The 13444-nt window shown below is 74.5% G+C and carries 12 protein-coding genes; 3 read left to right on the top strand and 9 right to left on the bottom strand.

What is annotated here, in order from left to right:
* Positions 1-103 precede the first annotated feature (103 nt).
* Positions 104-1345 carry a glycosyltransferase family 4 protein gene (locus tag MICAU_RS16935; protein WP_013286553.1) on the bottom strand — a complete coding sequence of 414 codons (1242 nt, stop codon included), beginning with the start codon at positions 1343-1345 and terminating at the stop codon, positions 104-106.
* 144 nt (positions 1346-1489) lie between these two features.
* Between MICAU_RS16935 and MICAU_RS16940 the strand changes: the two genes are divergently transcribed.
* Complete coding sequence (locus tag MICAU_RS16940; RefSeq protein WP_013286554.1) at positions 1490-2044, top strand: arsenate reductase/protein-tyrosine-phosphatase family protein; 555 nt, start codon at positions 1490-1492, stop codon at positions 2042-2044.
* Here the strand turns inward: MICAU_RS16940 and MICAU_RS16945 are convergent.
* On the bottom strand, positions 2025-3473 hold the full coding sequence (locus tag MICAU_RS16945) for a tyrosine-protein kinase domain-containing protein (protein ID WP_013286555.1): 1449 nt from the start codon (positions 3471-3473) through the stop codon (positions 2025-2027). The genes MICAU_RS16940 and MICAU_RS16945 overlap by 20 nt on opposite strands.
* 185 nt (positions 3474-3658) lie before the next feature.
* Here MICAU_RS16945 and MICAU_RS16950 point away from each other — a divergent pair, with 185 nt between their 5' ends.
* Both MICAU_RS16950 and nhaA read left to right on the top strand, forming a co-directional pair.
* A complete protein-coding gene (locus MICAU_RS16950) occupies positions 3659-5506 on the top strand; it encodes a nucleoside-diphosphate sugar epimerase/dehydratase (protein ID WP_013286556.1) in 1848 nt (615 codons plus the stop codon).
* A gap of 161 nt (positions 5507-5667) precedes the next feature.
* Positions 5668-6969: a Na+/H+ antiporter NhaA gene (nhaA, locus tag MICAU_RS16955; RefSeq protein ID WP_013286557.1), complete on the top strand. Its 1302-nt coding sequence runs from the start codon at positions 5668-5670 to the stop codon at positions 6967-6969.
* A gap of 60 nt (positions 6970-7029) precedes the next feature.
* On the opposite strand, the gene MICAU_RS16960 is transcribed toward nhaA, so the two are convergent.
* The 7 genes from MICAU_RS16960 to MICAU_RS16990 form a co-directional block, all read right to left on the bottom strand.
* A complete protein-coding gene (locus tag MICAU_RS16960) occupies positions 7030-7233 on the bottom strand; it encodes a hypothetical protein (RefSeq protein WP_013286558.1) in 204 nt (67 codons plus the stop codon).
* A gap of 132 nt (positions 7234-7365) precedes the next feature.
* Positions 7366-7953: a TMEM165/GDT1 family protein gene (locus MICAU_RS16965; protein WP_013286559.1), complete on the bottom strand. Its 588-nt coding sequence runs from the start codon at positions 7951-7953 to the stop codon at positions 7366-7368.
* A gap of 227 nt (positions 7954-8180) precedes the next feature.
* Positions 8181-9146: an L-histidine N(alpha)-methyltransferase gene (gene egtD, locus MICAU_RS16970; protein ID WP_013286560.1), complete on the bottom strand. Its 966-nt coding sequence runs from the start codon at positions 9144-9146 to the stop codon at positions 8181-8183.
* A complete protein-coding gene (egtC, locus tag MICAU_RS16975) occupies positions 9143-9925 on the bottom strand; it encodes an ergothioneine biosynthesis protein EgtC (RefSeq protein ID WP_013286561.1) in 783 nt (260 codons plus the stop codon). Before egtC ends, egtD begins: the two co-directional genes overlap by 4 nt.
* Before the next feature lie 9 nt (positions 9926-9934).
* Positions 9935-11242, bottom strand: coding sequence for an ergothioneine biosynthesis protein EgtB (gene egtB / locus MICAU_RS16980; RefSeq protein WP_013286562.1), 1308 nt, complete (start codon positions 11240-11242; stop codon positions 9935-9937).
* Positions 11239-12474, bottom strand: coding sequence for an ergothioneine biosynthesis glutamate--cysteine ligase EgtA (gene egtA / locus MICAU_RS16985; RefSeq protein ID WP_013286563.1), 1236 nt, complete (start codon positions 12472-12474; stop codon positions 11239-11241). Before egtA ends, egtB begins: the two co-directional genes overlap by 4 nt.
* A gap of 156 nt (positions 12475-12630) precedes the next feature.
* A complete protein-coding gene (locus MICAU_RS16990; RefSeq protein ID WP_145755141.1) occupies positions 12631-13425 on the bottom strand; it encodes a hypothetical protein in 795 nt (264 codons plus the stop codon).
* Positions 13426-13444 lie beyond the last annotated feature (19 nt).

Here is a 13444-nt window from a genome sequence, read left to right on the forward strand (position 1 = left end):
GGATTCCCCCTATGCGTCGGTCGAATCAGACACAATTCGCGATCGAGTGCTTTTTAGCATGAAAAAGTGCCTGTTCGAGGTGTTATTCGACACTCTGAACGATTTAACTGCTGTGTGCGAACTTTGTTCGGTTCGACGGTCGCTCGGCCGCCTCGTGCAGCAGCGCCTCGATCCGGTCCACACCGGCGCGCATCGACATGTCCCGCAGGTACGCGTCACGTCCCCGCCTGCCCATGTCGAGCCGGGCGGCCGGCGGGATGGCGGCGGCCAGCCAGAAGCGGTCGGCCAGCGCCGCCCAGTCCTCCGGCGGGCAGGACAGGCCGGCGCGGGCCCGCTCCACCACCTCCGCCGTCTCCCCCGCCGCGGAGGCGACCACCGGCGCGGCGCAGGAGAGCGCGGCCTGGAGCTTGCCGGGCACCCGGCCACGCAGCTCCGGCAGGTCGCGCTGGGCCACGAGCTGGTAGTCGGCGGCGGCGTAGAGCTGCGGCATGTCCACCGCGGACCGTCGCTCCAGGAACCGGACGTTGTCCGCGCCGAGGTCGGCGGCGAGCCCTCGCACCCGCCGCTCCTGCGGACCCGAACCCACGAGCACCAGATCCATCCGGTCGCCGAGCGCCGCCGCCGCGCGGACCGCCGTCTCCAGATCCTGGCGCGCGCCGATCGTCCCGGCGTGCATCACCACGCAGCGGTCGTCCCGGCGGACCAGCCGCCGCACGGCCGGACCGGCCTGGGTGGGCCGGAAGATCCGCTCGTCGGTCCAGTTCGGCGCGGCGCGCACCCGGCCCGGGTCGGCCCCGCCGGCGCGGACCAGATCCGCCATGAACGGCGAACCGACACCCACCACCGCCGACTCCCGGTAGAGGCGGCGGGTGGCTGCCTCCAGCCGCGCCGGCCACCCGCTGTCCTGCGCCGAGCGCCCGTCCCGCTCCGTCCACACGTCCTGCACGTGCAGCACGGTCGGCGTACGGCCGAGCAGCCGCAGCAGCCCGGTGGCCGCGAAGGTGACCGCCGGATGGCCGTAGACGTAGAGCACGTCGACGTCGCGCAGCAGGCCCCGGCCGGCGAGCGCGGCGCTGCCGGCGAAGGAGAGCCAGGTCGCGGCGCGGGCACGGGCGGAACCGTCGCCCGCGGCGTACCGGGGCACCCGGCGCACGGTCAGCCGCTCGCTGTGCGTCTGGTGCCGCCAGCGCTGCCGCCAGCCGGGATAGACGTGGCCGCCCGGGTAGTCCGGGAAGCCGGTGAGCACCCGTACCTCGTGGCCCCGGGCCACCAGCTCCTCGGCCAGGCTGCCCGGGACGAACGCCGGCTCCGGCGGGAAGTGGTAGGTGAGGATGCCGACCCTCATGACCGCGCTCCCGGCGCGGCTTTCCGGACGGCCGGGCACCGCAGCGCGTACCATTCCCGCATCCCCTCTGCGTCCGGCCGCGACCGCCGGAAGAACGCCGTCGCGGCACCCTCCGTCGCGACCGTGCCGACGAGAGGGGTGCAGATGGTCGACGAGGTGCTCTTCGTCTGCCACGCGAACATGTGCCGGTCACCGATGGCGGAGTTCATCGCCCGCCGGATGCTGGCCGGCCTGCCGCTGGCGGTGGCCAGCGCGGGGACCGACGCGATCGACGGTGCTGCCATGCACCCGTACGCGGTCGAGGTGACCGCGGCCACCGGCGCGGACCCGGCGGCCTTCCGCACCCGCCGGCTGCGCGCCGAGCACCTGACCGGGGCGGCGCTGGTGCTGACCGCGACCCGCCGGCAACGCTCGGCCTGCACCTCGCTGGCGCCGGCCGCGCTGACCCGGACGTTCACGCTGCGGCAGTTCGCCCGGCTGGCGGCCGAGGCCCGCCCCGCCGAGGCGGAGGCGGGCACGCCGTTGCGGGCAGCGGTGTCGGCCGCGGTCCGCGCCCGGGGGCGGCTGCAACCCGCCGCCCCCGACGCGGAGGACCTGCGCGACCCGATCGGCGGTTCGCCCGCCGACTTCCGGCGCTGTGCCGAGGAGATCGAGCGGTCGATCCGGCCCGTGCTCGCACTCATCGCGACAGCCGGGTGAGTTCCTGCGTCCGGTCGCCCACGGCCTTCGCGCCCCGCCGGGTGCCGGCCCGGTCGGCCGGTACGGAGGGCGCCGCTGGCGGCACGACCACCTTGTACGCCTCGTACTGGTAGGCGTCCGACTTGGCCACCTTGGCCATGTTCAGCACGCAGCCGAGCAGGCGCACCGAGACCGAGCTGAGCGCGTGCGCCGCCGCCGCGACCTGGCTGCGGGAGGTACGCCCCTGCTGGGTGACCAGGAGCGCGCCGTCGGCCTGCACGGCCACCACCACGCCGTCGGTGACCGCCAGCAGCGGCGCGGTGTCGATGACCACGATGTCCGCCGAGTCCCGCAGCGCGACCAGCAGGTCCGCCATGGACTTGGAGCCGAGCAGCTCGCTCGGGTTGGGCGGGGTGGCGCCGCTGGGCAGCACCAGCAGGGACTTCTCCCCCCAGCGCTGCACCACGTCACCGACCTGGACGTCGCCGACCAGCACGTCGGTGAGGCCGACGCCGCCGTCGAGCCCGAGGTAGTCGGCGACCTTGGGGCGGCGCAGGTCGGCGTCGATCAGCAGCACCCGCCAGCCCGCCTCGGCCAGCGCGATGGCGGTGTTGCAGGCCATCGTGGTCTTGCCCTCGCCCTGCAACGCGCTGGTGACCGCGATGACCCGGGCCGGCTCGTGCACGTCCACGAAGCGCAGGTTGGTACGCAGCTTGCGGACCGCCTCGGCCCGGGCGGAGGTGGCCGCGTCGCCGACGATCAGCGGCGCCGACCGCGCGCCGGTCTCGTACGGGATCTCGCCGAGCAGCGGACTGCCGGTCACCCGTTGCAGCCCGGCGCCGTCGCGCATCCGGACGTCGGCCACCCCGCGCAGCACTGCGAGGCCGACGCCGAGCAGCAGGCCGAGCAGACCGCCCAGGACCAGGTTGCGGGTGGGCTGCGGCGAGACCGGGTTGGAGGTGACGCGGGGACCGCTGACCACCTCGATCTTGATCGGCGGGGCCTTGCCGTCCGGCGGCGTCTCGACCTTGCGGACCAGATCGGTGAACTTCGTCGCGAGCGTCTCGGTGGTCTTCAACGCCCGGGTCTGGTCGGTGTCGGTGATCGTCGCCTGGAGCAGGACCGTGCCGGCCGTGGCGGTGGTGTGGATCCGGCTGCGCACCTGGTCGGCGGTGAGGCCGAGCGGCGCGTCGGCGACCACGCTCTGCGCCAGCCGGTCGCTGGTGAGCAGGTCACCGTAGGACTTCACCCGCTGCTGGAGGAAGAGGCTGCCCTGGTAGGCGTCGGTGACCCCCTGGCTGGGCGTGGTGACGAAGAACGTCACCGAGGCCTCGTACCGAGGCGCCGTCCGGACCGTCACCAGCGCGGCGGTGCCCAGACCGAGCATCACCGTCACCAGCACGATCCACCAGTGGCGTCGGACCAGGCGCAGGTAGCCGAGAACGTCCATCACGCTCCCCCTCGCGACACGCCGGTCTGCCGATGAAACTGCACGAAAGCCCCCTAAAAACACCAGTCGCCGTGCCAGGATCGAATCGCCTATTCACGACGTTACGTGACTGGACGACAGTAAACGACCGAACAGGCACAGACGGTCTAATCCTTTCAATACGGATAGGACGTAGAGGGCAGCCCATGGATCGTGACGCGATCACAGCCGTTCGACCCGCCGGCCGGATCACCCACCGCGCCGCCACCCTTTCCCTGTTAACGCTGGACACGGCCGCGTGGTGCGGAGGTTTTCTCGGCGCCGCCTGGACGCGGTACGAATTCGACCTCACCGCCGCCGCCAGCGCCCGTACGCTCGGCATGGCGCTGGCCTGCGCCGCGCTGTACGCCGTGCTCACGCTGCTGCGGTCCCGGCTCTACGGCCGGTATCCGATCGGCAGCGCCGGCGACGCGCAGGGCCTGGCCACCACCGTCGCGCTCGTCGCGGCCGTCGGTTTCGTCGCCCTGCTGCCGTGGACGCAGCACCCGGTGCCGGCCAGCACGCCGCTGATCGGCGGCTCGGTCGCACTCGTGGTGATGGCGACCGCCCGGGGAGTCTGGCGGGCCCACGCCGACCGCCGGCCGCCCGCCGCACGACACGCCGAGCGCTGCCTGATCTACGGGGTGGACGCGGCGAGCGAGCGGCTCGTCCGGGTGCTGCTGCACGACCCGGACAGCAGCTACCGGCCGGTGGGCCTGCTCGACGACGCGCCCGACAGCCGCGGACTGCGGCTGGAGCGGCTGCGCGTGCTCGGCGGCCGGGAACAGATCGCCGCCGCCGTCCGTGCCACCCGGGCGAGCACAGTCATCTTCTCGATGAGCGGCTCGGATCCGCAGCTGCTGCGCGACGTCCGGACCCGCACGCTGGAGGCCGGCGCGGCGTTCAAGGTCCTGCCGCCGGTACGCGAGGTCCTCGACCGCCCGGTGGCCGCCACCGACGTACGCGACCTCCAGCTCACCGACCTGCTGGGCCGCGCGCACCGGGTGGCCGAGCTGAGCGTGGAGCGCGGCGGGCTGGCCGGGCGCCGGGTGCTCGTCACCGGCGCCGGCGGCTCGATCGGCTCGGAACTGTGCCGGCAGATCGCCCGCTGCGAGCCGGACGAGCTGATGATGCTCGACCGGGACGAGTCCGCGCTGCACGCCTTGCAGATGTCCCTGCACGGGCGCGCGCTGCTGGACGGGCCGGAGCTGATCCTCGCCGACATCCGCGACGCCGAGGGCATCGCCCGGGTGATCGCCGACCGGCAGCCCGACGTGGTGTTCCACGCCGCGGCGCTCAAGCACCTCACGCTGCTCCAGCGCCATCCCGGCGAGGCGATCAAGACCAACATCCTGGGTACGCTGAACGTGCTGGAGGCGTGCCGGGACGTCGCCGAGTTCGTGAACATCTCCACCGACAAGGCGGCCAACCCGGCGAGCGTCCTCGGCTACTCCAAGCGGATCACCGAACGGCTCACCGCCTACCACGCGCAGCGGCTCAACGGTCGATACCTGAGCGTCCGGTTCGGCAACGTGCTCAGCAGCCGCGGCTCGGTGCTCACCGCGTTCCAGGCGCAGATCCGGGCCGGGGTGCCGATCACCGTCACCCACCCCGATGTGACCCGCTACTTCATGACCGTGCAGGAGGCGGTGCACCTGGTGCTCCAGGCCGCGACGATCGGCCGGGGCGGCGAGGCGCTGGTGCTCGACATGGGCGAGCCGGTCCGGATCGCCGACGTGGCGCGCCGGCTGGCCGCCGAGGCGGACCGCCCGACGGAGATCGTCTTCACCGGCCTGCGACCGGGCGAGAAGCTGCACGAGCACCTGTTCGGCGCCGACGAGGTGGACAGCCGGCCGCTGCACCCACTCATCTCCCACGTCCCCGTGCCCGAACTGGACCCGGACGAGGTGCGCGGGCTCGACCCGTACGCCGACCCGGACGAGCTGATCAAGCGGATGGCCGCGTTCTGCGACCCGGTCGGGGCGTCCCTGCCGGCCCTGCCCGGACAGCGCTGACCCGCCGGCCGACGGGACGCCCCACCCAGGTGGTGAGACGGGCGTCCCATCGGCCGGCTCGGCTCGCCGCCGGTGGCGGCGCCCGTTAGGGTTGGTCCAGGTGTGCCGGGAAGCCTGGTCGGCGATGGTTCCGCCGACCCCAGCTTCCGAACGGACGCCGCATGCCCCAGCACACCCCGCACCGCTCCCGCCTGCTGTCCCGCCGCTCCTGGCCGGAGGCCCGCTTCCTGGCCGACGTGCTGCGCACCGAGACCGTCGGCGGCGGCCTGCTGCTACTCGGCGCGGTGCTCGCCCTGATCTGGGCCAACTCGCCGTGGCGCGCCACGTACGCCGGACTGAGCCACTGGGTGCCCTGGCCCGGCGGCGCCGGCCTGCACCTCGACCTCGACCTGCGCACCTGGGCCGCCGACGGGCTGCTGGCGATCTTCTTCTTCGTGGTCGGCCTGGAACTCAAGCGCGAGTTCGTCGCCGGTGACCTGCGCGACCCCCGCCGGGCCGCGTTGCCGGTGGTCGCCGCGCTCGGCGGCATGATCGCGCCCGCGCTGGTCTACCTGGCGGTGACGCTCAGCGCCGGCGGCGACGGCCTGCGCGGATGGGCCATCCCCACCGCCACCGACATCGCCTTCGCGCTCGCCGTGCTCGCCGTCATCAGCTCCCACCTGCCGCAGGGGCTGCGCGCCTTCCTGCTGACCCTCGCCGTGGTCGACGACCTCTTCGCGATCACCATCATCGCGGTCTTCTACACCGACGGGTTCCACCCGCTGCCGCTGCTCGCCGCGCTGCTGCCGATCGCCGCGTTCGGGCTGCTCGTGCAGCGGCGGCGGACCTGGTGGTGGGCGCTGATCCCGCTCGCGGTGACCGCCTGGGCGCTGGTGCACGCCTCCGGTGTGCACGCCACGGTGGCGGGCGTGCTGCTCGGCTTCACCGTGCCGGTGCTGCGCGGACGCGACGGCGCACCCGGTCTCGCCGAGCGGCTGGAGCACCGCTGGCGGCCGGTCTCCGCGGGCCTGGCCGTACCGGTCTTCGCCTTCTTCGCCGCCGGGGTGACGCTGGTCGGGGTGGACCTGGGCGGCGTGCTCACCAGCCCCGTGGTGCTCGCGGTGGCCGCCGGGCTGGTGCTCGGCAAGGTGATCGGCGTGTTCGGCTCGACGTACCTGCTCGCCCGGTTCACCAGGGCCGAACTGGACGAGGAGATCACCTGGGCCGACCTGGCCGGGCTGGCGCTGCTGGCCGGAATCGGGTTCACCGTGTCGCTGCTCATCGGCGAGCTGGCGTTCGGCGCCGGCAGCCCGGAGGAGGACGGCGTCAAGGTGGCGGTACTGCTCGGCTCGCTCACCTCCGCGCTGCTGGCCTCGGTGGTGCTGGTCCGCCGCAACCGGGTCTACCGGCGGATCAGCGAACGGGAGAGCCGGGACGCCGACGGCGACGGCGTCCCGGACGTCTACCAGGAGGGCCCGGCCTGAACCGGCGCGGCGGGCGTGACCAGCCGGTCACGCCCGCCGCACGGGTCGGCGCGGTACGCCTCAGCGCCGGCGCTCGGCCGGGCGCGGCTCGCGCTTGCGCTCCGGTTCCTCGAGCGCCTCGGCGGCCGGGGCGGTGAGGTCGTCACCGGGCACGGCCACCTGCTCGGCGCGGTCCTGCTCGTCCTCGCGCCCGCCCGGCGGCGGCTCCGGCGCGGTGGCGCCCCCGGCGAAGCCGTACTCGTTGGGCTCGTCGTGCCTGCTCATGGGCGGAACCTCCCGGTCGTGCCGATTCGTCCTCCGCCGGGCGGTCACCGCCACGGCGCTCACCCGGGCTACTTACCCACCGAGGCGCTCTCCGATCATCGGGCGCCGCCGCACCACTCACGTCGGTTCCGCTCAGGTCAGCTCGGAGACCGCCTCGAAGATCAGCCAGAGGCCGCAGATGGCGAACAGCACCGCCGCGCCGTAGCGGATGGTCCGCTCCGGCAGGTGCCGGCCGAGCATCCGGCCCACCAGGATCGCCAGCGCGTCCGCTGCGACCATGCCGAGCGTCGACCCGAGCCAGGTGCCGAACCAGCCGTACTTGGTGGCCAGCGTGATGGTGGCGAGCATGGTCTTGTCGCCCAGCTCGGCCAGGAAGAACGCCACACCGACGGCGATGACGGCGGACCGGCCGCCGCGCTCGGCCTTGCGCTTCTCCTCCTCGGTCAGCCTGTCGCCGCGCAGCGTCCAGGCGCCGAAGCCGAGGAACGCCAGACCGGCGATGAGCGAGATCCAGTCGGTGGGCAGTGCGGCGTTCAGGCCGTACCCGATGGCCACCGAGGCCAGGTGGACGACGGCGGTGGCGATCGTGATGCCGATGAGCACCGGCACCGGCTTGAACCGCGTGGCGAACGTCAGTGCCATGAGCTGGGACTTGTCGCCCAGCTCGGCGACGAAGATGACGCCGAAGCTGACCACCAGCGCGACGAGGAAACCCTCCATGTGAACCTTCCCGATCAAGCCGGGAGGAGGAACGGGGGCGCCCTCGACCCGGCTGCGACAGCCTGAGTCGAAGGTCTCGCCCGCCCCGGAGACCGGGGCCGCGTGGCCGGATGCGGAACGCACCAGTGTGTCGACCACGACATTGGGGGCTACTCCCCTTCGCGCCGCCAGCCTAGCCGATCACCGGCCGCCCCGGTCACCGGGTGTGGGCGGGGCCACGGCGGCCCTCAGTCGGCCCGGGCCAGGCTCACCCCGAACAGCCCGTCCGGGTCGGTCCAGAACGCCCGCCGGTCGAACCCGGCGGCGGTCAGCTCGGCTGCGATCCCCTCCGGCCGGAACTTGGCCGACACCTCGGTCCGCAGCTCCTCGCCGGCGGCGAACACCACGTCGGTGTCCAGGACCCGCACCCGGGCCGGGTGCTCGGCGCGCAACCGCATCTCGATCCACTCCCGGTCGGGATCCCAGACCGCCACGTGCCGGAACGCGTCGACGTCGAAGTCCGCGCCCAGCTCACGGTTGATCACCCGGAGCACGTTGCGGTTGAACTCGGCGGTCACGCCCGCCGCGTCGTCGTACGCGGGCACGATCACGCCCGGGTCCTTGACCAGGTCGGTGCCGACCAGCAGCCAGTCGCCGGTCTCCAGCGCCGCGCGCATCGCGGTGAGGAACTCGGCCCGCTCCACCGGCAGCAGGTTGCCGATCGTGCCGCCGAGGAACGCCACCAGACGACGGCCGCCGGTGGGCAGCCGGTCCAGGTGACGGGTGAAGTCACCGACGATCCCCCGCACCCGCAGCCCCGGGTACGCGGCGGCGATCTGCTCGGTGGACGACCGCAACGCGCTCACCGAGACGTCCAGCGGCACGAACGTGCCCAGGTCGCCGTGGCGGGTGAACGCGTCGAGCAGCAGCCGGGTCTTCTCCGACGAGCCCGAACCCAGCTCGATCAGCGTCTTCGCCCCGGTCATGGTGGCGACGTCGTCGGCGTGCGCGGCCAGCACCGCCCGCTCGGCCCGCGTCGGGTAGTACTCCGGCAGGCGGGTGATCTCCTCGAACAGCTCGCTGCCCCGGGCGTCGTAGAACCACTTCGGCGGCAGCCACTTCGGCGTCGCGGCCAGCCCGACCCGCACGTCCTCCCGCAACCCACGGTCGAGGTCCTGCTGCTCCAGGTGGATCTCCAGCGGCTCCGCGCTCATCGAGTGTCCTCTCTTGCGGTGGGTACGGATCGTCGGACGGCGGTCGTCTCCCGCACGTCGAGCCCGCCCGTGGTCGCCACCACGAGCCGGCCGTCCGGCACGGCCCGCCAGGCCGGGTCGTCGTCGAACGGTTCGGACGCCAGCAGCACCGAGTCCGGGCCGCGGCGCACCGACAGCGCGTGCCCGGCCGTGCTCGCCACCACAGTCGTACCGTCGGTGAGCAGCAGGTTCAGCCGCGAGCCGGGAGCGGCGGCGGCGACCGCCGCGACGGTGTCCGCCACCGCCTCGTCGGGTGGCGCGCCGGCCCGCAGCCGGTGCCGGACCAGCGCCCACAGCAGCGCCGAGTCGGTCGGCACGTCGAGTGTGATCAGGTCGCGCACGGGCAGGCCGGCGGCGAGCGGGACCAGGCTGTCCGGCCAGCCCTTCACCACGCCGTTGTGGCTGAACAGCCACCGCCCCTCGGCGAAGGGCGCCGCGGCGGTCTCGTGCAGCGGCATGCCGACGGTGGCGGATCGGACCGCGGCCAGCACCGCCCGCACCCGCGTCACGGCGGCCAGCTCCGGCAGCGTGGTGTCGCTCCACATCGGCTGGGCCCGCCGGTAGCGGACCGGGTCGCCGTCGTCGGGATACCAGGCGACGCCGAAACCGTCGGCGTTTATCGTGCCGCCGCCACGCATGTCACGCGGTGCCCACGACTGGCGCAGCAGCCCGTACGGCGGGTCGGACAGCAGGCTGCGCAGGAGCACGGGTGGACCGAGGTACGCGAGGTGACGGCACATCGGGCCGGCTCACTCCTCGGGTCCGGCGTCACGGGCGCAGCGGAAACCGCTGAAGATCTGCCGCCGGATCGGGTAGTCCCAGTTGCGGAACGTGCCCCGGCAGGCGGACCGGTCGGTGCCGAACGAGCCGCCGCGCAGCACCCGGTGGTCGTCGCCGAAGAAGACCTCCGAGTACTCCCGGTACGGGAACGCGGTGAAGCCCGGGTGGCCCCGGAACGGCGAGGAGGTCCACTCCCACACGTCGCCGACGAGCTGGTGCACGCCCAGCGGCGAGGCGCCCGCCGGGTACGCGCCCACCGGCGCCGGCCACAGGTGCCGCTGGCCCAGGTTGGCGTGCTCGGTGGTCGGGTCCTCGTCGCCCCACGGGTAGCGGCGGGACCGGCCGGTCGCCGGATCCCAGCGGGCCGCCTTCTCCCACTCCGCCTCCGTGGGCAGCCGCTTGCCGGCCCACGCCGCGTACGCCTGCGCCTCGTACCAGCAGACGTGCACCACCGGCTCGTCGTCGCGTACCGGCGACCAGCGGCCGAACCGGCGGTACGCCCAGCCGTCCCCGTCGCGCCGCCAGTGCATCGGCGCGCTCAGGTCCGCCTCGATCCGGTGCCGCCAGCCGGCCTCGCTCCACCAGCGCGGCTCGTCGTACCCGCCGTCGGCGATGAACGCCCGGTACTGCCCGTTTGTCACCGGCGCGGCGTCGATGACGTACGCGGGCAGGTCGACGGTGTGCGCCGGGCGCTCGTTGTCCAGCGCCCACGGGTCGGTGGAGGTGCCCATGGTGAACGGCCCGGCCGGCACCCGCACCTCCCCGCCGACCCGGGCCCGGGGCTCCGGCGGGGGCGGCGCGTCCAGCACCGGGGCGCCGGCGCGCAGCTGGTGGGTGGCGAGCATGGTCTCGTCGTGCTGCTGCTCGTGCTGCACGATCATGCCGAACGCGAACCCGTCGGCGACGAGGGGACGCTCGGTGAAGCGGATGCCGTCGAGCAGGTCGAACACCTTGTCCCGTACCGTACGAACGTACGCGCGGGCCTCGGCCGGGGGCAGCAGCGGCAGCGCCGGCCGGTCCTTGCGGGGCTGCTTGAACGCGTCGTAGAGGTCGTCGATGTCGTGGCGCACCGGGTCGCGGCCGCCGACGTCGCGGACCAGCCACAGCTCCTCCTGGTTGCCGACGTGCGCCAGGTCCCAGACCAGCGGCGACATCAGCGTGGAGTGCTGCCGGACCAGGTCGTCGTCGTCCACCGCGTCGGTCAGCAGCGCGGTACGGGCCCGGGTCCGCTCCAGTTCCGCGGCGATCCGGTCGCGTAGTCGCTCGGTGGTGGTCACCGGTGTCCCCTCTCCGCGGCGGCGCGGTGCCGCCGGATCGCTCGCTGGGTCTCGTCGTGGATGCCGGCCGGCAGGTCGAGCCGGGGCAGGGCCGTCAGGGCCAGGTCGAACAGCGCCGCCGCGGCGGTGGCCAGCGGACGCTCGGCCAGCCCGCACCGGGCCGCCGCGCGCCACCGGTCGGCGACCGGGCCGGCCGCCGCCAGCGCGTCCCGGGTGGTGGCCGGGTCGGCGAAGAGCGCCGCCAGCACCGCCAGCGGCACGGTCCACTCCGGGCCGGGCTGGGTGTCCAGGTAGCGCAGCTCCAGGTAGCCGCGCGGGCGTACCGGCGGGAACAGCGTGCTGAGGTGGTATTCCAGGTCGTCGGTGGTCGGTGGGCGGGGCAGCGCCCCGGCCAGCCAGTCGGCGAACGTGACACCGGGCGGCGCGGTCCAGTCCGGGCCGTCGCCGCGTACGCACAGCAGCGGCGCGGCCAGCGCGTACCCGGTCCAGGCCGCCACCGGGTCCTCGTCGGCACGCTCGGGCGACCAGACCGGACGGGTCCGGGCCGGATCGATGGCCAGCCAGGTGGCCATCCGGGCGGAGGCCCAGCCGGTGCGGCGGCCGGCGTGCCGGTCGGCGGTGGCGAAGGCGGCGAGCAGCGGCGGGCCGACGGCGTGCGCGGCGGCCCACCGCTGCGCCACGTGCTCCGGTTCGCCCGCGTCCAGGCAGACCTGGAGGCCGGCGGTGCTGTACATCATCGCCCGTCCCGCCGGGCCGCGCCGGTCGAAGGCGCACCGCATGGCCTGGTAGCGCGGGGTCTCCACGACAGGCCGGGGAAGGCGCCAGGGGTCGATGCCGCTGCGGCCGAGCACCAGGCCGGCGGCGTCCAGCCGGGCCCGCAGCTCGGCGACGTCGGCCTCGGTGGCCAGGATGAGCGCGGCGACCGACGATCGCGGTGTCGCGGAGATCTCCACCTGCCCGCCGGGCTCCACGGTCACGGCGCCGCCGCGCCGGAGCTCGTCGGCCGGGCTGGTGGGGTCGAGGGTCACGGGGCTGTGCCGCCCCAGCGCCTCGCGTAGTCGCTCGCGGTCGACCGGCCGGGCCGGGTCCGCGGCGTCGTGCACGGTCCATTCCAGTTCGACGCCGACGAGTGCGGGTGGCCCGGTCTTGAAGCAGATCCGGGCGAGGTGGCCCCGGGCCGCCTCCTCGTCCCCCAGGACGACTGCCCGGTCCAGATCCGGCGACATCACCATGGGACGGCTCCTCCTCGGCGATGGGCGACGACGTCGTGGCGACGCGCCCGGCCGGGACGGCACGGGACGCCGCCCCACCATCCTCTGTCTAGCAGACGAGATCCGCTTGCCCGGGGAGATGAAATTTTGTCCGGAATCTGATTGCGCCGCGGCGGCTCAGCCGTCCGCTGCCGGGCCCGGGGGCGCCGGCTCCGGCGCGTCGGCCGGGTCGTCCGCCGGCACGCCCAGCAGGTTCCGGCAGTAGCTCTCCACCTGCTCGGGGCCGCCGGCGGCAGCCACCAGTTCGGCGTAGCCCGGCTTGGTGAGCGCCTTCTCCCGCTGCCGCTCCGACTTGGCCAGGTAGGCACGGCAGTGGCCGGCCGTCTGCGGCCCGCCGGGCGGGGGTGCGGATTTCCCGGCCGCGGCGCTCGGCGTTCCGGACGGCGCCGGCGTCGGCGACGGAGCCGGTGGCGACGCCGCACCGGACGCGTCACCGGCTGGGGTGCTCGGCGCCGGCCGCGACGGCCCGGTGACGGCCGGGCCGGTGCCGGTCGGGCCGGTGCCGCTCGGTCCGGCGCTGCTGGGCCCGGCCGTCGTCGCGGGCGGGGCCACCGGCTCCGGCTCGCGGTCCAGGCGCACCGCGGCGAACGCCACCCCGGCGACAGCGGTGGCGGCGAGCCCGGACAACGCGGCGGCGATGCGCAGGCGCCGCCGCGCGCGCGGTGCGGCCACCGGTGCGGGCACCGATCCGGCCGCCGGCTGCGTTCCCCGCGCCGCGCGGGCCGCCCGGAAGGCGGCGAGCGCCCGCTCCTCCCCGGCTACCTCGCCGGGGGCCGCCGGTCCGGCGGCGGCGGACAGCAGCCGGGTCAGCGGGTCGGCGTCGGCCTCCGGCGACGTGCCGGCGCGCGCGGCGTCGAGCACGCGGTCGGACTCCGCCCGGTCGGCGGGCCCGCCGGACCGGCGAGCGTGCATGCCGTCGTCTCCCCTCACG

The organism is Micromonospora aurantiaca ATCC 27029 (assembly GCF_000145235.1).
Classification (GTDB): Bacteria; Actinomycetota; Actinomycetes; order Mycobacteriales; family Micromonosporaceae; genus Micromonospora; species Micromonospora aurantiaca.

Bases quoted from the DNA above. Each gene is read 5' to 3' on its own strand.
- MICAU_RS16935 (WP_013286553.1), bottom strand. From the start codon at position 1,345: ATGAGGGTCGGCATCCTCACCTACCACTTCCCGCCGGAGCCGGCGTTC.
- MICAU_RS16940 (WP_013286554.1), top strand. From the start codon at position 1,490: ATGGTCGACGAGGTGCTCTTCGTCTGCCACGCGAACATGTGCCGGTCA.
- MICAU_RS16945 (WP_013286555.1), bottom strand. From the start codon at position 3,473: ATGGACGTTCTCGGCTACCTGCGCCTGGTCCGACGCCACTGGTGGATC.
- MICAU_RS16950 (WP_013286556.1), top strand. From the start codon at position 3,659: ATGGATCGTGACGCGATCACAGCCGTTCGACCCGCCGGCCGGATCACC.
- nhaA (WP_013286557.1), top strand. From the start codon at position 5,668: ATGCCCCAGCACACCCCGCACCGCTCCCGCCTGCTGTCCCGCCGCTCC.
- MICAU_RS16960 (WP_013286558.1), bottom strand. From the start codon at position 7,233: ATGAGCAGGCACGACGAGCCCAACGAGTACGGCTTCGCCGGGGGCGCC.
- MICAU_RS16965 (WP_013286559.1), bottom strand. From the start codon at position 7,953: ATGGAGGGTTTCCTCGTCGCGCTGGTGGTCAGCTTCGGCGTCATCTTC.
- egtD (WP_013286560.1), bottom strand. From the start codon at position 9,146: ATGAGCGCGGAGCCGCTGGAGATCCACCTGGAGCAGCAGGACCTCGAC.
- egtC (WP_013286561.1), bottom strand. From the start codon at position 9,925: ATGTGCCGTCACCTCGCGTACCTCGGTCCACCCGTGCTCCTGCGCAGC.
- egtA (WP_013286563.1), bottom strand. From the start codon at position 12,474: ATGGTGATGTCGCCGGATCTGGACCGGGCAGTCGTCCTGGGGGACGAG.
- MICAU_RS16990 (WP_145755141.1), bottom strand. From the start codon at position 13,425: ATGCACGCTCGCCGGTCCGGCGGGCCCGCCGACCGGGCGGAGTCCGAC.